Raw genomic sequence first — 21653 nt, 5'->3', positions numbered from 1 at the left:
TCGTCGGCGGGCTGACCCGATTCCTCGGGACCCTTCGCCGGGCTCTCTGTCGCGGCCGCACTGTTCTCCTGAGGGTCAACCCGGACACCGTACTGCGGCCGCCCGTCGGGGAGGTCAGCGAACTGGCCACGCCGGGGACCGGAGGGGCCTGCACCCTGTGACCCATCCGCTGCGGTGTGTGCACCCTGGTCCGGCGCGTTTCCCTGGCTGGCGGTCCCGGACTCGGGGGTGCCGGGCTGCTGTGGATTCTGGATGGGCTGGGCGAGCGGGTCTTTCCAGGCCTGCGGCTGCCCGGGCTGGCCCGGCGCCTGTGGGCCGCTACCGGGAGGCGCTGCCGGTGGTTGCCACCCCTGCGCGGACCCGCCGGGGTGCTGGGCCTGACCGTTCATTGGCAACTGTTGCAGCATCCGTCGGGCTTCACCGGCCGATTCCGGTTCGACGATGACATCGTAGCTGGTGGCGATGACCTGACTCGTGGAGGTGAAGTCCCGCTTGCCACGCTGGAAGGCGTAGGTGATGACGCCAAACAGCATCCAGAACACGGCGCCAAGCGCCATCGCGGTGAAGATCGGCAGGTACGCACCGCCGTCGCCGAACAGCGTCAGGATCAGGCCCACGAAAAATCCGAACCATGCACCCGTTGCAGCGCTGGCCAATGCCACCCGCGGGTAGCTGAGCCGGCCCGTCACTCGTTCAACAGTCTTCAGATCGCTGCCAATGATCGAGACTTTCTGCACGGGGAACTTGCTGTCGGCTAGGTAATCCACTGCCTTCTGCGCGTCCAGGTAGGCACTGTACCGTCCGACCGTTTCGCCTTTGGGCAGGATGCGGCCTTCATCCCGTGACGCCGTTCGACCAAGCACATTTGACATGGTTCCATTCTCACCCAGAACGGCTGACCTGTGGGCCCGTATCGCTCGCAGTGAACTAGCGCTACGTTGCCGCCGATCGAATAGGGCGGAAGCGGCCGTTCCAAAGTAGCCTAGGCAGGTGAGCACTAATCCCACCCGCGTCTTCGTGGCGCGCCTGCTTGGCCTCGACGTGTTTGACCCACTGGGTGACCGTCTGGGCCGACTTCGTGATGCGGTGGTTCTTGACCTCGGCCCGAACACCGCGCCCCAGGCCGTTGGCCTGGTGGTGGAGGTACCCGGCAAACGGCGGGTCTTTGTCCCGATGACCCGGGTCACGTCGATTGATTCGACCCAGATCATCTGCACCGGACTGGTCAACCTCCGCCGCTTCGAACAGCGCGGCGCCGAAATGCTGGTGGTGGGTGAGCTTTTTGACCGCCGGGTGACCCTGCGCGACGGGAGCGGCGAGGCAGTAATCGAGGATATCGCCATCGAGGTGGACCGCGCCGGCGACTGGCACGTATCACAGGTATTCATCAGGCGCGGCTCGTCGTCGTCGGCGCTGCGTGGACTCCGCCGGGGCGAACGCCTCATTGTCGACTGGCTGGACGCCTACCACGGGGACGCTGCCGAACCGCAGGGCGCTTCCCAGTTCGTTGCGCAACACGAGGACCTCAAGCCGGCCGACTTCGCGGACGCGCTGCACGAAATGAGCGACAAACGACGCACCGAGATTGCGGGCGCCCTGCAGGATGACCGGCTCGCTGACATCCTGCAGGAACTCCCGGACGATGACCAGGTGCAGATCATCTCTTCGCTCCACCGTGAACGTGCCGCCGATGTGCTGGAGGAAATGGACCCCGACGACGCCGCGGACCTCCTCAACGAACTGCCCGAAGCGCAGAAGGAGGACCTCCTCGCGTTGATGGAACCCGAAGACGCAGAGGATGTGCGACGCCTGCTCCAATACGAGGAGGACACTGCCGGCTCCATGATGACCACCGTGCCGGTCATCCTCCCACCCGAGGCGACAGTGGCCGAAGCCCTCGCGCACGTCCGGCGTGAGGAACTGACTCCAGCGTTGGCCTCATCGATTTTCGTGTGCCGACCACCGCTTGAGACACCCACCGGACGGTATCTCGGCGTCGTCCACATCCAGCAGCTGCTGCGATTCCCTCCGCCGGAGCAGCTGGGGAACATCGTTGACACCGATCTGGAGCCCGTCGGGGACCAGGCCAACATCAGCGAGGTGGCCCGCATCCTTGCGACCTACAATCTGAACTCCATTCCCGTCGTCAACGCTGAAGGTCGGTTGGTCGGAGCGGTGACAGTCGACGACGTCCTCGACCACCTGCTGCCCGATGATTGGCGCGCTGCCAACGACTACCCGGGATTGACGAAGGGAGCAACCAATGGCTGAGCGGATCAAAACCACTGCGACAGGGCTCGATACCCCGCGCGAGAGCCGTAAACGCTGGCTGCCCCGGCTGCGGCCGAACCCGGACCGGTTCGGCAGCGCCACCGAAAACTTCGCCCGGTTCATGGGGACACCCCAGTTCCTGTTCTACATGACAGTCTTTGTTGCCCTCTGGCTGGCCTGGAACTCCTGGGCCCCAGGCGGACTGCGTTTCGACAGCGCCGCCATCGGTTTCACCCTGCTGACCCTGATGCTCTCCCTCCAAGCATCCTATGCAGCACCCCTGCTGCTTCTGGCACAGAACCGGCAGGACGACCGCGACCGGGTGTCGCTGCGGCAGGATCGGCAGCGTGCTGAACGGAACCTTTCCGACACCGAATATCTGACCCGGGAAATCGCTGAACTGCGGATCGCGATCCGCGAGGTCGCGACGCGCGATTATGTCCGGTCCGAACTGCGCTCAGTCCTTGAGGAAATCCTTGAGACCGCCGAAGACAAAGACACGGCCCTCCATAAAAAGTCGCGCCGGAAGGGCGGCGACCAGACGGCGTCGCTGCCAAAGCTGCAGCCCAACCGGTCTGACCGGTTGTGACATTGCGGGAGCAGGTGGATGCAGCCCTCGCCACCGTGATTGACCCTGAACTTCGCAAACCAATCACCGAGCTGGGTATGGTTGCGGGCACCGATATCGTCGACGGCGCCGTCACCGTTGAGGTGCTGCTCACCATTGCTGGCTGCCCGCTGCGCGGGACCATCACCCGCGACGTCGAAACCGCGGTAGGGGGCCTCCACGGAGTCACCTCGGTGGACGTGCGGCTCTCAGTGATGACCCAACAGCAACGCGACCGGCTCAAGGAACAGCTCAGGGGCCCCGGTGGCCGGAAGGGCATCCCGTTCAACGACGAGGGCTCACTGACCCGGGTGTACGCGGTGGCGAGCGGCAAGGGCGGGGTCGGCAAATCGAGCGTCACAGTGAATCTTGCGGTGGCAATGGCCGCCCAGGGCCTGAGAGTGGGGATTGTCGACGCTGACGTCTACGGCTTCTCGGTACCTTCCCTGCTGGGGATCACCCAGCCGCCAACCCGGGTCGATGAGATGATCCTCCCGCCGGTCGCCTACGACGTCAAAGTCATTTCAATTGGCATGTTCATCGCCGGCAATCAGCCGGTCGCCTGGCGCGGGCCCATGCTCCACCGGGCACTTGAGCAGTTTCTCAGCGACGTGCACTTCGGCGATCTGGACGTATTGTTCCTCGATCTTCCTCCTGGCACCGGGGACATCGCCATCTCTGTGGCCCAACTGCTGCCCTCGTCGGAGCTGTTGGTGGTCACCACGCCGCAGACGGCGGCCGCGGACGTTGCTGAACGCGCCGGGACCCTGGCCAACCAGACGGGCCAGAAGGTTTCAGGGGTGATCGAGAACATGTCCTGGCTTGAGCTTCCCGGTGGGGAACGGATGGAACTGTTCGGCAAGGGTGGCGGGCTCGCCCTGACCGGCCGCCTCACTGAGGCCCTGGGCTACCCGGTCCCGCTCCTCGGCAGTGTCCCACTCGAGATTGCCCTTCGCGAGGGTGGGGATAGTGGGGAACCTATCGTCAATGGGACCAGCGAATCCGCCGCAGCGCAGGAACTTCGCCAGATAGCGGACACCCTCGCCCGCCGTCCGCGTGACCTCGGCGGCCGTCGGCTGAAGGTCACTCCCACCTAGCCAGGCAGGCTTCGCCTGACCGGTTCCGTCCGGGCGCAACAGCCTGGTGCTAGGTGGCTTCCACATCGAACGGCGCCAACTGGCCGGCGCTGAGCCGCGGTGACGTCGCGACTGACGGCAGCGGCCGTGACCGGGCTGGCGGCGTGACGGAAGCCGGGGCCGCCGGGTTCGGTGCTCCCCCGCTAACAGGCTTGAAAGCGTCCTGGACGTCGTCGATCAGGGCTTCCTTGATGATCCGACGCGGATCGTACTGGCGGGGGTCGAGCTTGCGCCAGTCGACGTCGTCGAGCTCCGGGCCGACTTCCTCGCGGAGCTGCTCCCGCGCGCCCGATGCCATCCGGCGGAGATCCTTCACCAGCCTGCCCAGCTGGGCGGCATACTCCGGCAGCCGTTCAGGTCCGAGAACCATGACGGCGATGACAGCCAGCAGCAAAAACTCGAGCCCGTTGATTCCAAACACTGAAGAAGACTACCTTTCGGCGGCGGCAGGAGCTATTTGGCTCACTGTCCCGAGGCTGGCTGTGCCAGCTTGTTGAGCCCTCGAAGAATCCTGCTCAGGGGGTCATGCGGAGTCGGCTCGGTTGGCGCCAGCCGGGAGTGCTCGGCCAGTACCAGTTGGCTAACAGCCTGCGGCATTTCTGCTGCGGGAAGACTCGAGACAACGGTGTAGGTCACCGACTGGGAGTCGAGCACCACCTGCCAGGAGTGCCCCGGGTGGACCCAGATTTGGCGTTGCATCCCGCCGATGCGTTCGAAGCCGTCGTCGACGACGGAGTTCCCCGTCAGGGCGTTGATGGGCGGTGACGCGACAGGTGCCCGACCGTCGCCGAGTTTGCGCTGTTCGTAGATAGTGACTGAGTCAGTTCCGTCGTTAAGCACCATCATGAGTGCCGGACGGTTCGCCACAGTGATGGCTTCCGCACCCGCCACGCTGAACCCCATCATTTCGAGGTCGGGGCAGTACCAGCCACCGCCCCTGAGCTCTTCGAGCTGGCTGGCATCCAGCAGGGTTGGGGTATCGGAGGCAACCGACTGCCAGCCAGCCATCAGCGCCCCGCTTCGACCGCTGCCGGCGAGGACCTCATGCTCCGATTCGATGCCAAGGGCATAGGCACCGGTAAGCGTTGCGAGCGCGACGACGGCCAGCCCTCCGCTCACCGCCATCGGTGTGCGGTGGCGTGAGGCAAAGCCTGCCATCCGCCGGCCGGGTCCGTGCCTTTCCTCCCCGACGACGTCGGGCGCCACCCCGGGACGCGTCTCTGGGTGGCGCTGGGCGGTCGCCATGATGCGATCGAACAGATCGGCGTCGGGCCGTGGGATCTCTGAGCTTTGCAGCCGATTTCGGACACCCCGATGCTCCCGCACGGTGTCCCGGCAGGAGGCGCAGCGGGCGAGGTGGCTTTCCACCGCCCTGCGGCGGTCCAAGGGCAACTCCCCGTCTACGAAATCAGCTAGATGCCGCTTCGGATGTCGCATGGCCGCTAATGGGCACCCGCAATCCGGGGCAGCTTCATTCGGGGGCTTTTGGCGGCGGTCAGGGCCGGGTCACGGTGAGCAAGCTTTTCCCGCAGCATGGTGCGCCCCCGGTGGATCCGTGAGCGCACTGTTCCCAGCTTCACCCCGAGGGCTTCAGCCACCTCGTTGTAGGCGAGCCCTTCCAGATCGCACAGGACCACAGCCGCCCGGAAATCGGGTGGGAGTTCTTCGAGGGCAGCCTGCACATCAATGTCGAGGTTGTTGAATTCAAAACTGCGTTCCGGCCCGGGATGGGCGCTGGGCAGGCGGCTTTCGGCCTCCTCCGTCAGGCCATCGAACCTGATCCGGCTTTTCCGGCGAGCCTGATCCAGGAAAAGATTGGTGGTGATTCGGTGCAGCCACCCATCGAGGGTGCCGGGCGTGAAGTTGGCCAGGGACCGGAAGACCCTGACAAACACTTCCTGGGTGAGATCCTCGGCGTCGAACTTGTTGCCGGTCAGGCGGTAGGCCAGCCGGTACACCTTCGGCGAATGGACAACCACCACTTCTTCCCAGGAGGGCGCCACCCAGACGGCGTCCGTGCCTGCTGCTTCATCGGTGACGGTGTCAGCGGCCACCGTTGTTTGCGAAGTGGACATCAACCTCTCCTCCCAGTGTGAAACAGCATTTTGCCGTCTCCCAAGGTATTCGCGGCCAATGGCTCACCGGATGCCTGGAGCTAGAAATATTGCCCTATCAAGCTGGGAGATCGCTGAAAAACTGGTGTGCCCTGGCCTGCGAAAGCCCTGCGACGGCGCTCGGATTCCCTTGATCACCCAAATGGGGCGAGGAGCCCCCCAACCAGTAGGCTGGGTACCAAAGCGAGAACGTCCCCTGAACGAGAAGACTGAACGGTAAATACATGAGCGCGGACAAACAAAGTAGCTGGTCATACGCCGAGGGGCTGCCCGACGAGGATGAAGTCCTGCTGCGTGCCCGGGACCGGTCCTACGAGCTTGGGGTCACGCCGGTCAGCACCGGTGTCGCGGCCGCGTTGACAGTCCTTGCTGCGACGTCAAAGGCACAGACAGTTGTGGAGATCGGTGCCGGGGCCGGTGTGTCCGGGGTATGTATCCTGCGCGGCCTGGGACCGCAGTCGGTCCTGACCACCATCGACTCCGACGTCGACCACCTCCGCGCTGCGAGAGAGGCCTACGCCGAGGCTGGCGTGCCGGGGAACCGGACACGCACCATCTCAGGCCGGGCCGCTGACGTGCTGCCCCGCCTCACTGACGCCGCCTACGATCTGGTCTTTATCGACGCAGACAAGGCCGGTCTGCCGCTCTACGCAAATCAGGCCATCCGCCTGCTGAAGCCGGGCGGCATGTTGATGCTCAACGACGCACTGGATCAGGATCGGGTGGCAGATCCGGCCATCCGAGAGGATTCGACCAACATTCTCCGCCAGGTGGGACGCACTATTCGCGACCACGAGCAACTGGTGTCGGCCATGCTTCCCACCGGCCATGGCCTGCTGCTCGCCGTTAAGATGCCAGCCATCCGTAAGTAGTCACTGCTGGGGTCGGCACCCTTGGGGCCGACCCCAGCAGCGCTGCCACTTTGGGCGACTACTCGGTGACCGTCAAAAGGCAGTCCTTGAGGTTGCCGGCTTCCTCCGCATTGAGTTCGACCACTAGCCGCCCGCCACCATCAATCGGTACCCGCATGATTAGGCTGCGGCCCTCTTTGGTGACTTCCATCGGCCCATCGCCGGTCCGCGGTTTCATGGCAGCCATAAAGGTATCCCTTCAAATGTGCGCGCCCGGGATCCCCGGCCGCCCGTCAACGAAAATTAACGTCAGTGACACGGCGGCATGCTGGCCCCCGCGCATTGATCCTCCACCATTATCCCGCACAGAGCCGGACTCGGCGAATCGCGGTGCGTTGTGGGTCACATCGAGCCCCGCACCCAGCAGTGCAGCAGATGGTCATTGACGTACCCGGTTGCCTGCATCATGGCGTACCCGGTAGTGGGACCAACAAACCTGAATCCGTGCGACCGCAGGGCCTTTGCCAGTGCCACCGATTCAGGGACAACCGCAGGCACGTCGGTCAGTGCAACCGGGGCGGGACGAGGTGCTGGCCGGTGCGCTTCAAGGATATTGGCGAGGCTTTCACCCGGTGGGAGAGCCAGCAGCGCCCGGGCATTCGCAATGGTTGCGAGGATCTTCGCCCGGTTACGGACAATTCCGGCATCCTGAAGCAACCGCTCGACGTCGTCGTCGTCGAATTCTGCCACCACGGCCGGGTCGAACTCCCTGAAGGCCGCCCGGAAGGACTCCCGCTTCCGCAGAATGGTGATCCAGCTTAGACCGGACTGGAAGGCTTCGAGGCTGAGCCGTTCAAACAGGGCTGCCTCCCCGGAGACGGAGCGACCCCATTCCTCGTCGTGGTAGGTCCGGTAATCGGCAGTAGCGTTGGCCCAGTCGCAGCGCACCCGCCCGTCCTCCCCGAGTGCCGCGCCGCTCATCGGCTGTCCTGGCGGGACCGTCGGAGGTCGGCGATGATCTCGTCCCGCTCGGCGAGCGCTGACGCCAGCTTCTCGAGGACCTCGTCGACCTGGTCCATCCGGTACCCACGCAAGGCGGGGGCGAAGCGGATTCTATCGATGTCGGAAGGGTGGGGGTCGTCGGGCAGCAGCACTGCGGGCAGGGACGGGGCGGGTTCGACCAGCCCCGCAGGATGCCCGGGGACCGTCAGATCCCCTCCCGGACGCTGCCGTCCGACGACGGCGAAAGCCACAGCACCCACCACAGCGATAGCAATAAACACCAGGAAAATACTCACCGTGTCAATGCTGCCAGAGTTAACGGTGCCATTGTTATTGGTGCCAGCGAATGGTCACGGTGACTTGTGTGATGCGGTGTCTGCCTGCACCAGCCGGACGGCTTCGGCTGGGTCGTCCACCAGATGCACCAGGTCCAGGTCCCTGGCGGAGATCATCCCGTTCGCCAGCAGGCTGCCCCTCACCCAATCCCAGAGCGGCGCCCAGAACTCAGTGCCCATCAGGACAATGGGGAAGGAGGTGACCTTCCTGGTCTGGACCAGGGTCATGGCTTCGAATAGTTCATCCAGGGTGCCGAATCCGCCCGGCAGGACGATGAACCCTTGCGCATATTTCACGAACATGGTTTTTCGGACGAAGAAGTACCTGAAGTTCACTCCAAGGTCCACCCACTCATTCATCCCATGTTCGAACGGCAGCTCGATGCCGAGACCAACTGAGAGTCCGCCGGCCTCGCAGGCTCCCTTGTTGGCCGCTTCCATGGCTCCCGGACCTCCACCTGTGATGACCGCATAGTTTGCCTCCACCAGGCGCCGGCCCACCTCCTCACCCATCGCGTAGAACGGCGAATCCCGTGGGGTCCGCGCCGAGCCGAACACACTGATAGCCGGCCCAAGCTCGGCGAGTGTCCCGAAACCTTCGACGAACTCGCTCTGGATACGCAACACCCGCCACGGGTCCGTCTTGGTGAAGTGGTTCCCGCCCCCTGAGTCCAGCAGGTAGCTGTCAGATTGAGGCGCCTGGATCTGCCCACGGCGGAGCTCCACCTGGCCTCGCCGGCGTGACGGGGTGGCGCGGGCGGCATTGGATTCTGGACTGGACAAAAACTCGTTGGAAGCCATCTTTTGAGCCTATCCGCCCTCCGCAACCCCTTTGGGTCTTGGTTGCTCTTGAGTCACGATTTACCAAATCGCAACAATCATGTGTTGCCAGCGGGCATTCGTTCGCTACATTCATCTCTATGACCAGTGATTTCGAAGCGAACTCGCCCGCTGCACCATCATCTGAGACGCCGCTCGTGCTGCTGAAGAACGTCAACAAGCACTACGGCGAACTCCATGTGCTGCAGAACATCAACCTCGAGGTGGCCCGCGGTGAGGTGGTGGTGGTGATCGGACCGTCCGGTTCCGGTAAATCAACCCTCTGCCGTGCCATCAACCGGCTGGAAACCATCGACGACGGAGAGATCCGGATCGACGGCGTTAAACTGCCTGCCGAGGGCAAGGCGCTTGCAAAACTCCGCGCCGACGTCGGGATGGTGTTCCAGTCCTTCAACCTGTTTGCCCACAAATCCATCCTCGAAAATGTGACGTTGGGGCCGATCAAGGTCAAAGGCATGAAAAGTGCCGAGGCCAAGGAGCTGGCCATGTCCCTGCTGAAGCGGGTAGGGGTTGATAACCAGGCCCAGAAACTGCCAGCGCAGCTTTCCGGCGGTCAGCAGCAACGTGTGGCGATTGCCCGTGCGCTTGCCATGCAGCCGAAGGTGATGCTGTTTGACGAACCCACCTCCGCGCTTGACCCCGAAATGATCAACGAGGTCCTCGACGCGATGGTCACCCTGGCCAAAGAGGGTATGACCATGATCGTGGTGACCCACGAAATGGGCTTCGCCCGCAAGGCAGCGGACCGGGTGATCTTCATGGACGGCGGCCAGATCGTCGAGGAGGCCACCCCCGAAGAGTTCTTCACCAACCCCCAGAGCACCCGAGCCAAAGACTTCCTCGGCAAGATCCTGGCGCATTAGCCCCACAAATTTTCATCAAGTCAGACGAAACGCAAGGAGAAATCATGCGCAAGACCCGTTACGCAGCAGCCGCCATGGCAGCTGTAGCAGCACTCACCCTTTCCGCCTGTGGCGGCGGGGACGAGGGTGGCGACGACACCGCGACAGATGCAGGCTCCGACAGCATCCGCATCGGCATCAAGTTCGACCAGCCGGGCCTGGGCTTCGATGAGGGCGGCGAGTACTCCGGCTTCGACGTCGACGTTGCCAAATATGTGGCCACCGAGCTCGGTTACTCCGAGGACCAGATCGAATGGGTCGAGGCTCCTTCGGCCAACCGCGAGAATCTGCTCTCCACCGAAGAGGTGGACATGATTTTCGCTACCTATTCCATCACTGACGAGCGCAAGGAAACCGTCGACTTCGCCGGACCGTACTTCGTTGCCGGCCAGGACCTCCTGGTCCGCGCAGACGACGAGGAAATCACCGGGCCAGAGTCGCTGACCGGCAAGAACCTTTGCTCGGTTGCCGGTTCCACCTCGGCTGCTCGTATCAACGAAGAGTTCGGCGCCGATGCCAACCTGGTTGAGCAGCCCGGCTACGCCGAGTGTGTCTCGCTGATGGGCGGCGGCCAGATCGACGCCGTCACCACCGATGACATCATCCTGGCTGGCCTCGCCGCGCAGGAAGCCAATGCCGGCCAGTTCAAGGTGGTGGGCAACCCGTTCTCCGAGGAGAACTATGGAGTTGGCCTCACCAAGGGCAGCGACCTGTGTGAAGATGTCAACGCCGCCATCGTCAAGATGATCGACGAGGGTGCCTGGGAAGAAGCCATCACGAACAACACCGAGGGCGCTGACTACACCTTCAACGACGAGCTGAACCCACCAGAGCCTGACGCCTGCGCCTAAGCTCGAGCCGTTTTTTTGCCTTGGTGGGGTAGCTTCGCGGCTGCCTCACCAAGGCTTTTCAACTTTACGGTTTTCAACACCACGGAAGAGGTGAACCATGGATAACTTCCTATCGCTCTTTGAGACGTACGACGTCGCTGGAGCGTTCTGGGTCAATATCCAGCTGACGTTTTGGGCCGCTATCTGGTCATTTATCCTGGGAACTATCCTTGCGCTCATGCGCATCTCGCCGATCGCCAGCCTGCAGTGGTTCGGCGCGGCGTATGTGAATATCTTCCGGAACACACCGCTCACGGTGATCATTGCCTTCGGTGTCCTCGGGCTGTGGGGACAACTGAATGTGGTCCTGGCCGAGGATTTCCAGGTGAATTTCCTCCGCCTGGCCATCCTGGGCTTGAGCATCTACCACGCGGCCTTCGTTTGTGAAGCGATCCGCAGCGGTGTCAACACCGTTCCCCTCGGCCAGGCAGAGGCCGCCCGCGCTATTGGGTTAAGCTTCCTGCCGGCCGCCCGCCTGATCATTCTGCCGCAGGCGCTCCGCGGTGCAGTTGCACCGCTTGGTAACGTCCTCATTGCCCTGACCAAGAACTCGACTGTCGCGTTCGCTGGATCGGTGATCGAGTCCTCAAACCTGATGAAGGAAATGATCGAGTTCAGGGGTGACCTGGTGATTCCCATCTTCTTTATCTTCGCCATGGGCTTCGTGATCATCGTTGTCCCCATCGGCCTTCTTACTACCTGGTTGTCAAGGAAACTGGCGGTGGCACGATGAGCGCTCAACAGGTTCTATTCGATGCACCGGGCCCGAAGGGCAAGCGCCGCATCCTTCTTGGCAATATCGCTGGCGTGCTGCTGGTGCTGGGCCTCTTAGGCTACGTAGTAGTAGCTCTGGCCGCCCAGGGCCAGTTCGAAGCCGCCAAGTGGACGCCCTTCCTCGAGTGGCGGACCTGGGAGTTCTTCATTCTCCCGGGCCTGCTCAGCACCCTTAAGGCCGCGGCGGTCGCAGTGGTCACCTCGATCGCGTTTGGGCTGCTGTTCGGGATCGGCCGACTATCCCATATCGCACCGGTCCGCTGGGTTGCTGGTCTCGTCGTCGAATTTCTCCGTGCGGTACCCGTCCTGCTGATGATGATCTTCCTGTGGCTTGCCCTGGCTCAGGTTGGTTTCATCGATGATCCGATCTTTGTGGCAGTTGTGACGGCACTGACCCTGTACAACGGGTCGGTGATCGCCGAACTGGTCCGATCCGGAGTACATGGCCTTCCCAAGGGCCAGCGCGAAGCGGCGATGGCCATCGGTATGACCCCGGGCAAGTCCCTGCGGAGCATCGAGATTCCCCAGGCGCTGGTCGCGATGCTGCCAGCCATGGTCAGCCAGTTCGTCGTCATCCTCAAGGACTCCGCACTGGGCTACATCATCGGCTACGCGGAACTCCTCCAGTTCTCCCGCCGCCTCGGCGTCGGTGAAGGCAACCTGCTGCAGTCCCTCCTGATTGCTGCCTTCATCTTCATCCTGATCAACTTCGCCCTCTCCTCGGCAGCCAACAAGCTCTCCACGCTGCTGAGCTTCAGGACAGGTCGCAAGGTCAAGCAGACCGAGGATCCGGAACTGGCTGCAGCGGCCCCCGTGCCCTAGCCAGCCCACCGACTGCAATCAGCGCACGGCAAGAGTGCGGCTACACCTCAAGGTGTAGCCGCACTTTCTTGTCCAATGGCTGCCTGAGCCCGCCGTCTGGGTGGGCTAGCCCAGCCAGGTCTTCAGCGCCCTCAGGCACTCGCGGATCTCGTCGGCGCTGACGTGCTCGTTATCCGAGTGCGCCAGCAGCGGATCACCCGGCCCGAAGTTCACGGCCGGGATGCCCAACTCGCTGAAGCGGGCGACGTCGGTCCAGCCGTACTTCGGTTTGGGCTCGGCACCCACGGCCGCCACGAAGTCTGCTGCCGCAGGATGGTGCAGCCCGGGGCGGGCGCCGGCGGCAGCGTCGGTGCGTTCGACGTCGTAGCCCTCCAGCACCGCCCGGACGTAAGCCTCGGCGTCGTCGGGCGACTTATCCGGCGCAAACCGGTAGTTCACCTCAACCACTGTCCGGTCGGGGATGACGTTCCCAGCCGTGCCGCCCTTGATCATCACCGCGTTAAGGCTCTCCCGGTAGGCGAGACCATCCACGTCAACGGTGAGTGGTTCGTGGTCGCGAAGCCGGGTCAGGATGTCGCCAGCCGCATGGATGGCGTTCTCCCCCATCCAGGCACGTGCCGAGTGCGCTGCCCGGCCGGTGGTGGTGACATTGAAGCGGGCGGTGCCGTTGCAGCCGCCCTCGACGGTACCGTCCGTGGGTTCCAGCAACACTGCGAAATCGGCGGTCAACCAGTCAGGGAACCTGGTCACCAGCCTGCCAAGCCCACTCAACGACGCATCGACTTCCTCGTGGTCGTAAAACACGTAGGTAATGTCGCGGGCGGGATCGGTCAGCGCTGCGGCGAGCGCCAACTGGACCGCCACCCCGCCCTTCATATCGGTGGCACCCCTGCCGTAAAGCACTTCGCCGTCCCAGGTGCTGGGGACGGTTCCCCGGGAGCCGGGAACACCCGGAAGGGGCACGGTGTCCAGATGGCCGGCGAGGATGACCCGTTCGGCACGGCCCAGTGAGGTCCGCGCGATGATTGAGTCGCCGTCGCGCACCAGCTCCAGATGAGGGCAGGCCTGCAAGGCGGTTTCGACGGCGTCGGCGAGGGTCCGCTCATTGCCGGAGACGCTCTCAATGTCGAGGAGAGAGGCGGTCAGAGCTGCAACATCGGCAGAAAGGTCAAGGGCTGCGGGGAGGTTAGCGGTCATTGATCCAGCCTATCGCTCGGTAGACTTGAGGCCATGACTGAACGAGCCACAGCCCCCACGCCAGCAACCGATCCAGGCCCCCGCTCAGCCCACGGACTGGGTCTGGCGACCTTCGCCGCCAACCGCACCGTCCTTGATGTGTGGTTTCCCCGCCCCGAACTCGGCGACACATCGCAGGAGGATCTCAGAAGCTCTCTCGACGCCCTCGCCGGGAACGATGACCTGCGCGGCACCAGCCAGGAAGTCATTGCGGCGCACGCCGACCTGGATTCGGCGCCGACCGACGCGGCGGACGCATATCTTCGCCTGCACCTTCTGTCCCACCGGCTTGCAGCGCCCAACACCGTCAACCTCGACGGCGTGTTTGGGCTGCTGGCCAACGTGGTGTGGACCAACTTCGGGCCCTGCCCCGTCGAAGACTTCGAAAGCACCCGCCTCCGGCTGCGGACCCGCGGCACGGTAGTGGTCTACGGCGTGGACAAGTTCCCCCGCATGGTCGACTACGTACTGCCCGCCGGGGTACGGATTGCCGACGCCGACCGGGTGCGGCTTGGCGCACACCTAGCCGTTGGTACCACCGTCATGCACGAGGGCTTCGTCAACTTCAATGCGGGCACCCTCGGCCAGTCGATGGTCGAAGGCCGCATTTCCGCCGGAGTGGTGGTGGGCAACGGTTCGGACATCGGTGGCGGCGCATCCATCATGGGCACACTCTCCGGGGGCGGCAAGGAACGGGTGGCGATCGGCGAGCGGTGCCTTCTCGGCGCCCAAGCCGGCATCGGGATTTCCCTCGGCGACGACTGCGTCGTCGAAGCCGGCCTGTACATTACTGCTGGCACCAAGGTCACCCTCCCGGACGGGCGAGTGGTCAAGGCCGCCGAGCTCTCCGGTGAGTCCTTCCTGCTGTTCCTCCGCAACTCGGCGACCGGCGTCGTCGAGGCACGTCCGCGCAGCGGCCACGGGATCGCCTTGAACTCAGTGCTGCACGCCAACTAGGGACCCGTGGCTTACACGAAAGCCGAAGCGCGTCGCCGTCGTCGGGTGAAGACGACGCTTGTTCTCGTCGTGCTGCTGGCGGTGCTGTCCGGTGGCATCTATCTGGCCGTCAACCAGGTGAACACGTCGGAAGTCCTGGTGCGGGAGCGCTGCACCGCCGTCGTCGGCGACGATACCTACGAACTTGGCCTCGAACAGGCCGAGAATGCCTCGCTGATCGCCGCTGTCGCCGTCACCCGTGGGCTGCCGGCGCGGGCCGCTTCCATTGCGCTCGCGACGGCGGTCCAGGAGTCGGGGCTCCGCAACCTGGACTACGGTGACCAGGCCGGACCGGATTCGCGCGGGCTCTTCCAGCAGCGGCCATCGCAGGGCTGGGGCACCGACGCCGAGGTACAGGATCCCCTCTACGCGGCCGGGGCGTTCTACGACGCGCTCGTGCTGGTACCCGGCTACGAGGCCCTGCCCATCACCGAGGCGGCGCAGGCCGTGCAACGCAGCGCCCTGCCGGATGCCTACGCCGATCACGAGGCGGAGGGGCGCGCTTTTGCGTCGGCCCTGACCGGCAACTCCCCTGCCTCCCTGAACTGTGTCCTGCGGGGCACCGACCAGGTGGGCGATCCGGCCGCTGTGCAGGCCGCCGCCGAACAGGTTTTCGGCCCCCTCGAAACGTCACTGGACGACGACGGGGCGCTCAGTTTCGCTGCTTCCGGAACCCAGGGCTGGGCAACCGCGCAATGGGCGGTCGCAAACGCCAAGGCGCTGCACATCGAAGCGGTGTCCTATGGTGGTCTGCAATGGACCAGGTCAACTCACGGCTGGGAAGCCGCTGAAACAACGACTGGGCTGATTGTCATCAAGCTGGCCTTGGCGGACGCCTGACCGGGGTCCTAGGCGAGCAGTTCCACGACCGGCCGAACGTAGCTAGTGAAGGCTAGTGCGTCGTCGGAGAGGTCCTGGCTCATGAGAAGCGTGGCTGGCTCAACGAACCAGGCACGCGGTTCGCTGAGCGGAAGCTCGACCACCTGCAAGGTAAACGCCCGGGAGCTCCGGCCCAACTCCAGTTCCCGCTCCTCGACCAGCTGCTCGAACGGGTCTCTCCGCCGAACCTTTCCCCTCCGGTGTTTCAGCGCGGCATACTCTGCCCTCCGCTCGCGTGACCAGTCGATCGCCGCACCATAGTGGGCTTGAGCCAGCAGCTGAAGGGCGGGCAGGGACGCCAGCTCCGGAAAATGCGGTGCCGTCGCCTCGGCGTCGAAACAGTCCGCCACCAGCTGACGCCACCACGTCTCCCATTCAATCCGGAGCACCGTCAGGCCCCCGGCGTCGTGGACCAGTTGGCTGGGGTCTACCCGATGCACCGAGGGGACCAGCTCGGACACCACCGGGACCCCGACAGCGTCCAACCCAGCGCAGTCCCTCAAATACAGGGAGAACAGCATTACCGGCGACGTGTCAACAACAATGTGCCACCCATGACCACCCGCGGTCATCAACCAATCATCCTTTCTGGGGCGAATCCTCCGGCCTCCCCGGCAGAGACTCGACCTATTGAATCCAAGGGTAGACCGAACGCCCGCGACCCTCTACCCGTGAAGACCACCGATATCCCAGTAACAAACTAGGCTGGAAGCATGAAAATTCTTGTTACCGGCGGCAGCGGCTACATCGGCTCGCATACGACGCTCGCCCTCCTTGAAGCTGGCCACCAGGTGGTGGTTGTCGACAATCTCATGAACTCCTCTGAGACCGCCCTTGACCGGGTCAGGGAACTGAGTGCGAAGGCTCTTACCTTCCACAAAGTGGATCTCCTCGACGAGGCAGCACTCACGGCGGTTTTCGACGCAGAAGCTGTTGATGCTGTAATCCACTTCGCTGGTTTGAAGGCGGTGGGCGAGTCAGTGGCCAAGCCGCTGCATTACTATCACAACAACGTCGGCGGAACGCTGAATCTGCTCCGGGTCATGGATGCAGCACAGGTAAGGACACTGGTTTTCAGCTCTTCCGCCACCGTCTACGGCGCTTCGGAAGAGGTTCCGCTGATCGAGAAAATGCCGCTTGACGCGGTCAATCCCTATGGCCGCACCAAGGAACAAATCGAGGACATCCTCTCGGATCTCGGTGCCGCCGATGGCCGCTGGAACATCGCTTTGCTGAGGTATTTCAACCCGGTCGGGGCCCACGAATCCGGGCTGATTGGGGAGGACCCCACTGGCATTCCCAATAACCTGCTGCCCTTCGTGGCCCAGGTGGCAGTGGGGCGCCGGGAGAAAGTGATGGTTTTCGGCAACGATTACCCCACCCCCGATGGCACGGGCATCCGCGACTACATTCATGTGGTGGACCTGGCAGCCGGGCACCTGGCGGCGCTGGATTATCTGACCACCCACGCCGGGGTGCACCGCTGGAACCTGGGCACCGGCAACGGGTCATCGGTGCTTGAGGTACTTGCGGCCTTTTCCGCTGCTGCCGGGCATGAGATCCCCTACGAATTCGCGGCCCGGCGGCCCGGCGACGCGGCGGTCAGCTATGCCGACCCGTCAGCCGCACTGGCGGATTTCGGCTGGTCGGCCCACCGCTCCCTGCAGCAGATGTGCGAGGACCATTGGCGCTGGCAAAAACACAATCCCCAGGGCTACTCGGACTAGTAGTCGCTCGGCGGCTTCCCCGCGTTAACCGCGACGGCCNGAAGGTGACCGGCCGTCGTCGTAAGCGGTAGGTGCGGGCTACCTTGCGGGGTAGTTGCGCGCTGCTTCGCCCGTGTAGAGCTGGCGGGGGCGACCAATCTTGGTTTGCGGGTCCTGCATCATTTCACGCCACTGGGCGATCCACCCCGGCAACCGGCCGATCGCGAACAAGACGGTGAACATCTTTTCCGGGAAGCCCATCGCCTTGTAGATCAGGCCGGTGTAGAAGTCCACGTTCGGGTACAGCTTGCGTTCGATGAAGTAGTCATCGGCCAGGGCCTTCTCTTCGAGGCGCATCGCGATGTCGAGCAGTTCGTCATTGCCGCCAAGCTTGCCGAGGATATCGTGGGCGGTGGCCTTCACAATGGTGGCGCGCGGGTCGTAGTTCTTGTAGACGCGGTGCCCGAAGCCCATTAGCTTCACGCCGTCTTCCTTGTTCTTGACCTTCTCCATGAAGTCTTCGGGCTTCATGCCCTTGCCCTGAATATCGCGGAGCATGTTCAGGACAGCTTCGTTGGCCCCGCCGTGCAGCGGGCCGAAGAGTGCATTGATACCGGCGGAGACCGAAGCGAACATGTTCGCGTGCGAGCTGCCAACCAGACGGACCGTCGAGGTGGAGCAGTTCTGCTCGTGGTCGGCGTGCAGGATCAGCAGCAGGTCGAGAGCCTTGACCATCATCGGGTCCAGGTCATACGGTTCTGCGGGCAGCCCGAAGGAAAGCCTGAGGAAGTTCTCGACCAGGTTCATCGAGTTGTCCGGGTACAGCATCGGCTGGCCGATTGACTTCTTGTGGGCGTAGGCGGCAATGACCGGGAGCTTCGCCATCAGGCGGAAGGTGGACAGCTCCACCTGCTCGTCGTCGAACGGGTCCAGTGAATCCTGATAGAACGTGGACAGCGCCGAAACGGCCGAGGAGAGCACCGGCATGGGGTGCGCATCGCGGGGGAAACCGCCGAAGAAACCCTTGAGCTCCTCATGGAGCAGAGTGTGCCGGCGGATGCGGTCGTCGAAGGCAGCCAGTTCGGTGGGGGTCGGCAGGTTCCCGTAGATCAGCAGGTAGGAAACCTCAAGGAAGCTGGAGTGCTGGGCCAACTGGTCGATCGGGTATCCCCGGTAGCGCAGGATGCCCTGGTCGCCGTCGATGTAGGTGATCGCCGAGGTGGTGGCTGCGGTGTTCATGAAGCCCGGATCGTATGTCACGGCGCCGGTCTGCTTGAGCAGCTTCGACACGTCATAGCCATTGTTGCCTTCAGCGGCATTGACCATCGGGAGGCTGAGTTTGCCTCCGTCATAGTGCAGGGACGCACCGTTTTGCTCGGTCATTGAACTCTCCTCCAGGAGTGGTGGCATGCATTGGCTTGCGACACCTTCGCACATTCAACTAAAACGCTACCGGTAGGACACCCGGAGCGCTAATCGGCATTGACCGGACCCTGGACTTGCGGGCCTACTGAACCTGCCGAGCCGCGGACAGCCGTTGGACTGCCTTATCGATGGCCTGGTCGGTGCCGGTCATCGCGACTCGGATGAATCCCCGGCCAGCATCGCCGTAGAAAGTACCCGGTCCGACGATGATCCCAAGCCGGGCGAAACGTTCCACAGTGGTCCAGGTGTCTTCGCCCGCAGTGGCCCATAGGTATAGTCCCGCCACCGAATCTTCGAGCCGTAGCCCGAAGTTCTCCAGCGCGGGGATCAGCAGGTCGCGGCGTCGCCGGTACAGGTCCTTCTGGGCTTGCACATGCTCGTCGTCGTTGAGCGCGGCGCGCATGGCTTCCTGGACCGGGAACGGCACAATCATTCCGGCGTGTTTGCGGGAGTTCACCATGTTGGCAATCAGGTCAGGATCGCCGGCAGTGAACGCGGCCCGATAGCCGGCCATGTTCGATTGCTTACTCAACGAGTAAACGGCGAGCAGGTTGCTGTGGCTGCCCCCATTGACGCGGGCATCGAGCACACTGGGCACAGATTCGCCGCCCCTGGCGCTGTCCCAGGTACCCCAGCCGAGTTCCGCGTAGCACTCGTCTGAGGCGACGACGGCGCCCAGCGCGCGGGCCTCGGTCACAACCTTCGCGAGGTCGGTGGCCGAAAGGACGCGACCCGTCGGGTTGGCGGGCGAATTGACCCACACCAGCCGGACACGCGCCCTGGTCTCCTCGTCAAGGGTGTACAGGTCATCGGCGGCGACTGCCGTGGCACCCGCAAGTTCCGCGCCGATGTCATAGGTGGGGTACGCGACGGTCGGGCGGACGACGACGTCGCCCTCTCCCAGCCCGAGCAACGTTGGCAGCCAGGCGACGAGTTCCTTGGACCCCACCGTTGGCAGGACGTCCAACGGATCAAGTCCGACAACGCCACGGCGCCGCGCGAACCAGTTGCTGACCGCGGACCTGAGCTCGTCAGTACCGTGCGTGGTGGGGTATCCCGGGGCGTCGGCCGCACCGGTCAATGCCTCCTGAATGACCGCAGGGGTTGGATCGACTGGCGTTCCAATGGACAGGTTCACAGCCCCACCGGGGTGCTGCTTCGCCAAAGTCACGTAGGGGGCCATGGCGTCCCACGGATAGTCCGGGAGGGCGATCCCGAACTGTCGGTTGCCGCCCGGGACGCTCATAGGTCGTGGGTCTGGGGCGGGAGGGCCGCGATGATCGGGTGGTCCTTGCCGATGTTTCCCAGCTTCGCGGCACCGCCCGGCGATCCGATGTCGTCGAAGAACTCGACGTTGGCTTTGTAGTACTCAGCCCACTGGTCGGGGGTGTCATCCTCGTAGTAGATGGCTTCCACCGGGCACACCGGCTCGCAGGCGCCGCAATCGACGCACTCATCCGGATGGATGTAGAGGGACCGTTCGCCTTCGTAGATGCAATCTACTGGGCATTCCTCGATGCAGGCCTTGTCCTTCAAATCCACGCACGGCTGTGCGATTACGTAGGTCACTTCCCACGCCTTTCCAGTTGGGGCTGTCGTTCCGTTTCCAGCTTAACGCAATGGCCCGGTGCAGCCGCATCGTGTCCCGGTTTAACCCTATGAGCCCCACCACTACCAATCCTGACCACTACGCTGAACAGATGGACTCCCCCGCACGCCAATTGCTCACCCTTCCCGTGGGGACCCGCGTTGTGGTCAGGTATCGCATTGACGATGGTCTCACGGATGCGCTGGGGGAGCTCGTCCAGATCGATGAGCGGACCTGCACCGTGCGGACCAGGCGCCAGGGCGACGTCGTCGTCCCCCTTGAGCTGGTGACCGCAGCCAAGCCGGTGCCTCCCCCACCCCCGCGGCGCCCCCGACGGTTCTGACCTGCACACTCGCCCACCCTGGACCCGAACGTCTGGGCCTTTCCCTCTGGAGGAGCCCGGTCAGTGGGATTGTCTAGACCTTCCCACTGACCGAAGTGGTACAACGGGATCGTGCGCGTCAAGCGCTTGCTTCACCATCCTGAGGAACAATTCTGGATGATCGACAAGCAGGGTGTAAGAGGCCCGCAGTACTGGGACCCGCCCAATCATCAGGAGATTTCCGCGCCGTCGATCCTCTTCGAAATCCGATGCGCCGACATGGAATCGGCGTCCGTCAGCCTCCACGCCGAGCACCTTCTCCACCACCAGATCGAGCCGGCCGACCCCTTTGATGTAGACCTGCGACTGGAAGCTGTATCCGGCCCGGCGAAGATGATACTTGGCCACCGTTTCGAGGATTGATTGCGAGAACGGATCGATCTGCGCGACGATCTTCCGAAGAGACCCGTCCCTGCGTCCCGTCGTTCTTCGGCGGAGAGCGAGCATGCTCACCTTGCCCATCACGACTGCCGACTCGACGATGCACAGCGCCTCGAGCTCAGGCAGGCAACGCATACACTGTACACAGATGTCGAGAACAGTCGGCGGTCTAGTTGACCGGTGAACCTTGAACACACCTTCCAGCGCTCGCCCGTGGTCAACGCAGACGTGAATCAGAGTCGGGCGGCGGAGAATCCAGAGTCCGTGGATTCTTGCGGCGCTGATACAGGCAAGATCAGCGCCGACGCTCGCCGCCAGTACGAGTGTCGGATCAGCATCAGGTAGGCAATAGACGCCGCGGATCGGCTTTGAGAGCTGACCCATTGCCACCGCGTTACGGAGTTGGTGCGAACTGACCCCATGGGCCACCAGGTCTTTCCGACGAGCAACCCCGCCCTGGGCAACCAGCAGATGATGAAGATCCATGAGTGAATACTGGCCCCGTTTACCCAGCCG

Annotated in this window: 26 protein-coding genes; 12 read left to right on the top strand and 14 right to left on the bottom strand. The window is 63.6% G+C overall.

The genetic code is table 11. The features are described 5' to 3' along the window. Positions 1-872 (bottom strand): general stress protein (locus B384_RS0102935; RefSeq protein WP_019481654.1); only part of this gene is annotated, 872 nt, incomplete at its 3' end. A 118-nt stretch (positions 873-990) separates the two neighbouring features. On the opposite strand from B384_RS0102935, the gene B384_RS0102930 reads away from it, so the two are divergent. From B384_RS0102930 to B384_RS0102920, 3 genes are read left to right on the top strand one after another with little or no spacing between them, the layout of a single operon-like run. After that, complete coding sequence (locus B384_RS0102930; RefSeq protein WP_019481653.1) at positions 991-2271, top strand: magnesium transporter MgtE N-terminal domain-containing protein; 1281 nt, start codon at positions 991-993, stop codon at positions 2269-2271. Further along, entirely contained in the window at positions 2264-2860 is a 597-nt protein-coding gene (locus B384_RS0102925) for a DUF1003 domain-containing protein (RefSeq protein WP_019481652.1), read from the top strand. Before B384_RS0102930 ends, B384_RS0102925 begins: the two co-directional genes overlap by 8 nt. Before the next feature lie 14 nt (positions 2861-2874). Further along, a complete protein-coding gene (locus tag B384_RS0102920) occupies positions 2875-3975 on the top strand; it encodes an Mrp/NBP35 family ATP-binding protein (protein WP_019481651.1) in 1101 nt (366 codons plus the stop codon). 49 nt (positions 3976-4024) lie between these two features. Here B384_RS0102920 and B384_RS0102915 read toward each other — a convergent pair whose 3' ends face one another. From B384_RS0102915 to sigE, 3 genes are read right to left on the bottom strand one after another with little or no spacing between them, the layout of a single operon-like run. Beyond that, positions 4025-4435 carry a sec-independent translocase gene (locus tag B384_RS0102915; RefSeq protein ID WP_019481650.1) on the bottom strand — a complete coding sequence of 137 codons (411 nt, stop codon included), beginning with the start codon at positions 4433-4435 and terminating at the stop codon, positions 4025-4027. A gap of 41 nt (positions 4436-4476) precedes the next feature. Continuing rightward, positions 4477-5451 (bottom strand): anti-sigma factor family protein, encoded by a 975-nt coding sequence (locus tag B384_RS0102910; RefSeq protein ID WP_083850812.1) that lies wholly within the window; start codon positions 5449-5451, stop codon positions 4477-4479. Between the two features lie 5 nt (positions 5452-5456). After that, positions 5457-6089: an RNA polymerase sigma factor SigE gene (sigE, locus tag B384_RS0102905; protein ID WP_019481648.1), complete on the bottom strand. Its 633-nt coding sequence runs from the start codon at positions 6087-6089 to the stop codon at positions 5457-5459. A 263-nt stretch (positions 6090-6352) separates the two neighbouring features. On the opposite strand from sigE, the gene B384_RS0102900 reads away from it, so the two are divergent. Further along, positions 6353-7000 carry an O-methyltransferase gene (locus B384_RS0102900; RefSeq protein ID WP_019481647.1) on the top strand — a complete coding sequence of 216 codons (648 nt, stop codon included), beginning with the start codon at positions 6353-6355 and terminating at the stop codon, positions 6998-7000. A 58-nt stretch (positions 7001-7058) separates the two neighbouring features. On the opposite strand, the gene B384_RS19950 is transcribed toward B384_RS0102900, so the two are convergent. The 4 genes from B384_RS19950 to B384_RS0102880 form a co-directional block, all read right to left on the bottom strand. Continuing rightward, on the bottom strand, positions 7059-7226 hold the full coding sequence (locus tag B384_RS19950; protein ID WP_019481646.1) for a DUF3117 domain-containing protein: 168 nt from the start codon (positions 7224-7226) through the stop codon (positions 7059-7061). A 155-nt stretch (positions 7227-7381) separates the two neighbouring features. Continuing rightward, positions 7382-7960, bottom strand: a complete 579-nt coding sequence (locus tag B384_RS0102890) for a DNA-3-methyladenine glycosylase I (RefSeq protein WP_019481645.1) — start codon at positions 7958-7960, stop codon at positions 7382-7384. Then, on the bottom strand, positions 7957-8277 hold the full coding sequence (locus tag B384_RS0102885; protein ID WP_019481644.1) for a DivIVA domain-containing protein: 321 nt from the start codon (positions 8275-8277) through the stop codon (positions 7957-7959). The genes B384_RS0102890 and B384_RS0102885 overlap by 4 nt, the downstream gene beginning before the upstream one ends. 54 nt (positions 8278-8331) lie before the next feature. Then, positions 8332-9117, bottom strand: a complete 786-nt coding sequence (locus tag B384_RS0102880) for a TIGR00730 family Rossman fold protein (RefSeq protein ID WP_019481643.1) — start codon at positions 9115-9117, stop codon at positions 8332-8334. Between the two features lie 119 nt (positions 9118-9236). Between B384_RS0102880 and B384_RS0102875 the strand changes: the two genes are divergently transcribed. The 4 genes from B384_RS0102875 to B384_RS0102860 all read left to right on the top strand — a co-directional run bounded on the left by B384_RS0102875 (position 9237) and on the right by B384_RS0102860 (position 12544). Then, on the top strand, positions 9237-10019 hold the full coding sequence (locus B384_RS0102875; protein WP_050994829.1) for an amino acid ABC transporter ATP-binding protein: 783 nt from the start codon (positions 9237-9239) through the stop codon (positions 10017-10019). Positions 10020-10063: 44 nt separating this feature from the next. Further along, a complete protein-coding gene (locus tag B384_RS0102870; RefSeq protein WP_019481641.1) occupies positions 10064-10909 on the top strand; it encodes a glutamate ABC transporter substrate-binding protein in 846 nt (281 codons plus the stop codon). 97 nt (positions 10910-11006) lie between these two features. Continuing rightward, on the top strand, positions 11007-11681 hold the full coding sequence (locus B384_RS0102865; protein ID WP_019481640.1) for an amino acid ABC transporter permease: 675 nt from the start codon (positions 11007-11009) through the stop codon (positions 11679-11681). After that, complete coding sequence (locus B384_RS0102860) at positions 11678-12544, top strand: amino acid ABC transporter permease (RefSeq protein ID WP_019481639.1); 867 nt, start codon at positions 11678-11680, stop codon at positions 12542-12544. Before B384_RS0102865 ends, B384_RS0102860 begins: the two co-directional genes overlap by 4 nt. Positions 12545-12649: 105 nt before the next feature. Here B384_RS0102860 and dapE read toward each other — a convergent pair whose 3' ends face one another. Beyond that, positions 12650-13741: a succinyl-diaminopimelate desuccinylase gene (gene dapE / locus B384_RS0102855; protein ID WP_019481638.1), complete on the bottom strand. Its 1092-nt coding sequence runs from the start codon at positions 13739-13741 to the stop codon at positions 12650-12652. Between the two features lie 33 nt (positions 13742-13774). Between dapE and dapD the strand changes: the two genes are divergently transcribed. Both dapD and B384_RS0102845 read left to right on the top strand, forming a co-directional pair. Further along, positions 13775-14737 (top strand): 2,3,4,5-tetrahydropyridine-2,6-dicarboxylate N-succinyltransferase, encoded by a 963-nt coding sequence (dapD, locus tag B384_RS0102850; RefSeq protein WP_019481637.1) that lies wholly within the window; start codon positions 13775-13777, stop codon positions 14735-14737. Between the two features lie 45 nt (positions 14738-14782). Then, positions 14783-15616 (top strand): hypothetical protein, encoded by an 834-nt coding sequence (locus B384_RS0102845; protein WP_019481636.1) that lies wholly within the window; start codon positions 14783-14785, stop codon positions 15614-15616. Between the two features lie 8 nt (positions 15617-15624). On the opposite strand, the gene B384_RS0102840 is transcribed toward B384_RS0102845, so the two are convergent. Further along, the gene (locus B384_RS0102840) at positions 15625-16227 is read right to left on the bottom strand and encodes a hypothetical protein (RefSeq protein ID WP_019481635.1); all 603 of its coding nucleotides are present in this window, start codon (positions 16225-16227) and stop codon (positions 15625-15627) included. Between the two features lie 141 nt (positions 16228-16368). Here B384_RS0102840 and galE point away from each other — a divergent pair, with 141 nt between their 5' ends. After that, positions 16369-17382 carry a UDP-glucose 4-epimerase GalE gene (gene galE / locus B384_RS0102835; protein ID WP_019481634.1) on the top strand — a complete coding sequence of 338 codons (1014 nt, stop codon included), beginning with the start codon at positions 16369-16371 and terminating at the stop codon, positions 17380-17382. Between the two features lie 78 nt (positions 17383-17460). Here the strand turns inward: galE and B384_RS0102830 are convergent, their stop codons facing one another. The 3 genes from B384_RS0102830 to fdxA form a co-directional block, all read right to left on the bottom strand. Then, positions 17461-18744, bottom strand: coding sequence for a citrate synthase (locus tag B384_RS0102830; RefSeq protein ID WP_019481633.1), 1284 nt, complete (start codon positions 18742-18744; stop codon positions 17461-17463). A 124-nt stretch (positions 18745-18868) separates the two neighbouring features. After that, the gene (dapC, locus tag B384_RS0102825) at positions 18869-20032 is read right to left on the bottom strand and encodes a succinyldiaminopimelate transaminase (protein WP_019481632.1); all 1164 of its coding nucleotides are present in this window, start codon (positions 20030-20032) and stop codon (positions 18869-18871) included. Further along, positions 20029-20355, bottom strand: a complete 327-nt coding sequence (fdxA, locus tag B384_RS0102820) for a ferredoxin (RefSeq protein WP_019481631.1) — start codon at positions 20353-20355, stop codon at positions 20029-20031. Before fdxA ends, dapC begins: the two co-directional genes overlap by 4 nt. 131 nt (positions 20356-20486) lie before the next feature. Here fdxA and B384_RS0102815 point away from each other — a divergent pair, with 131 nt between their 5' ends. Beyond that, a complete protein-coding gene (locus tag B384_RS0102815; protein ID WP_035747537.1) occupies positions 20487-20717 on the top strand; it encodes a putative acetyltransferase in 231 nt (76 codons plus the stop codon). 60 nt (positions 20718-20777) lie between these two features. On the opposite strand, the gene B384_RS0102810 is transcribed toward B384_RS0102815, so the two are convergent. Beyond that, positions 20778-21623: a type IV toxin-antitoxin system AbiEi family antitoxin domain-containing protein gene (locus B384_RS0102810; RefSeq protein WP_019481629.1), complete on the bottom strand. Its 846-nt coding sequence runs from the start codon at positions 21621-21623 to the stop codon at positions 20778-20780. Positions 21624-21653: the final 30 nt, after the last annotated feature.

Origin of the sequence: Arthrobacter sp. TB 23 (genome assembly GCF_000294595.1) — a bacterium.
Classification (GTDB): Bacteria; Actinomycetota; Actinomycetes; order Actinomycetales; family Micrococcaceae; genus Arthrobacter_D.
This window is presented reverse-complemented; position numbering and strand designations above follow the sequence as displayed.

Excerpts from the sequence above, each read along its gene's own strand:
- B384_RS0102925 (WP_019481652.1), top strand. The coding sequence starts at position 2,264 with ATGGCTGAGCGGATCAAAACCACTGCGACAGGGCTCGATACCCCGCGC.
- B384_RS0102910 (WP_083850812.1), bottom strand. The coding sequence starts at position 5,451 with ATGCGACATCCGAAGCGGCATCTAGCTGATTTCGTAGACGGGGAGTTG.
- sigE (WP_019481648.1), bottom strand. The coding sequence starts at position 6,089 with ATGTCCACTTCGCAAACAACGGTGGCCGCTGACACCGTCACCGATGAA.
- B384_RS0102900 (WP_019481647.1), top strand. The coding sequence starts at position 6,353 with ATGAGCGCGGACAAACAAAGTAGCTGGTCATACGCCGAGGGGCTGCCC.
- B384_RS19950 (WP_019481646.1), bottom strand. The coding sequence starts at position 7,226 with ATGGCTGCCATGAAACCGCGGACCGGCGATGGGCCGATGGAAGTCACC.
- B384_RS0102890 (WP_019481645.1), bottom strand. The coding sequence starts at position 7,960 with ATGAGCGGCGCGGCACTCGGGGAGGACGGGCGGGTGCGCTGCGACTGG.
- B384_RS0102880 (WP_019481643.1), bottom strand. The coding sequence starts at position 9,117 with ATGGCTTCCAACGAGTTTTTGTCCAGTCCAGAATCCAATGCCGCCCGC.
- B384_RS0102875 (WP_050994829.1), top strand. The coding sequence starts at position 9,237 with ATGACCAGTGATTTCGAAGCGAACTCGCCCGCTGCACCATCATCTGAG.
- B384_RS0102870 (WP_019481641.1), top strand. The coding sequence starts at position 10,064 with ATGCGCAAGACCCGTTACGCAGCAGCCGCCATGGCAGCTGTAGCAGCA.
- B384_RS0102865 (WP_019481640.1), top strand. The coding sequence starts at position 11,007 with ATGGATAACTTCCTATCGCTCTTTGAGACGTACGACGTCGCTGGAGCG.
- B384_RS0102860 (WP_019481639.1), top strand. The coding sequence starts at position 11,678 with ATGAGCGCTCAACAGGTTCTATTCGATGCACCGGGCCCGAAGGGCAAG.
- dapE (WP_019481638.1), bottom strand. The coding sequence starts at position 13,741 with ATGACCGCTAACCTCCCCGCAGCCCTTGACCTTTCTGCCGATGTTGCA.
- dapD (WP_019481637.1), top strand. The coding sequence starts at position 13,775 with ATGACTGAACGAGCCACAGCCCCCACGCCAGCAACCGATCCAGGCCCC.
- B384_RS0102840 (WP_019481635.1), bottom strand. The coding sequence starts at position 16,227 with ATGACCGCGGGTGGTCATGGGTGGCACATTGTTGTTGACACGTCGCCG.
- galE (WP_019481634.1), top strand. The coding sequence starts at position 16,369 with ATGAAAATTCTTGTTACCGGCGGCAGCGGCTACATCGGCTCGCATACG.
- B384_RS0102830 (WP_019481633.1), bottom strand. The coding sequence starts at position 18,744 with ATGACCGAGCAAAACGGTGCGTCCCTGCACTATGACGGAGGCAAACTC.
- dapC (WP_019481632.1), bottom strand. The coding sequence starts at position 20,032 with ATGAGCGTCCCGGGCGGCAACCGACAGTTCGGGATCGCCCTCCCGGAC.
- B384_RS0102815 (WP_035747537.1), top strand. The coding sequence starts at position 20,487 with ATGGACTCCCCCGCACGCCAATTGCTCACCCTTCCCGTGGGGACCCGC.
- B384_RS0102810 (WP_019481629.1), bottom strand. The coding sequence starts at position 21,623 with ATGGATCTTCATCATCTGCTGGTTGCCCAGGGCGGGGTTGCTCGTCGG.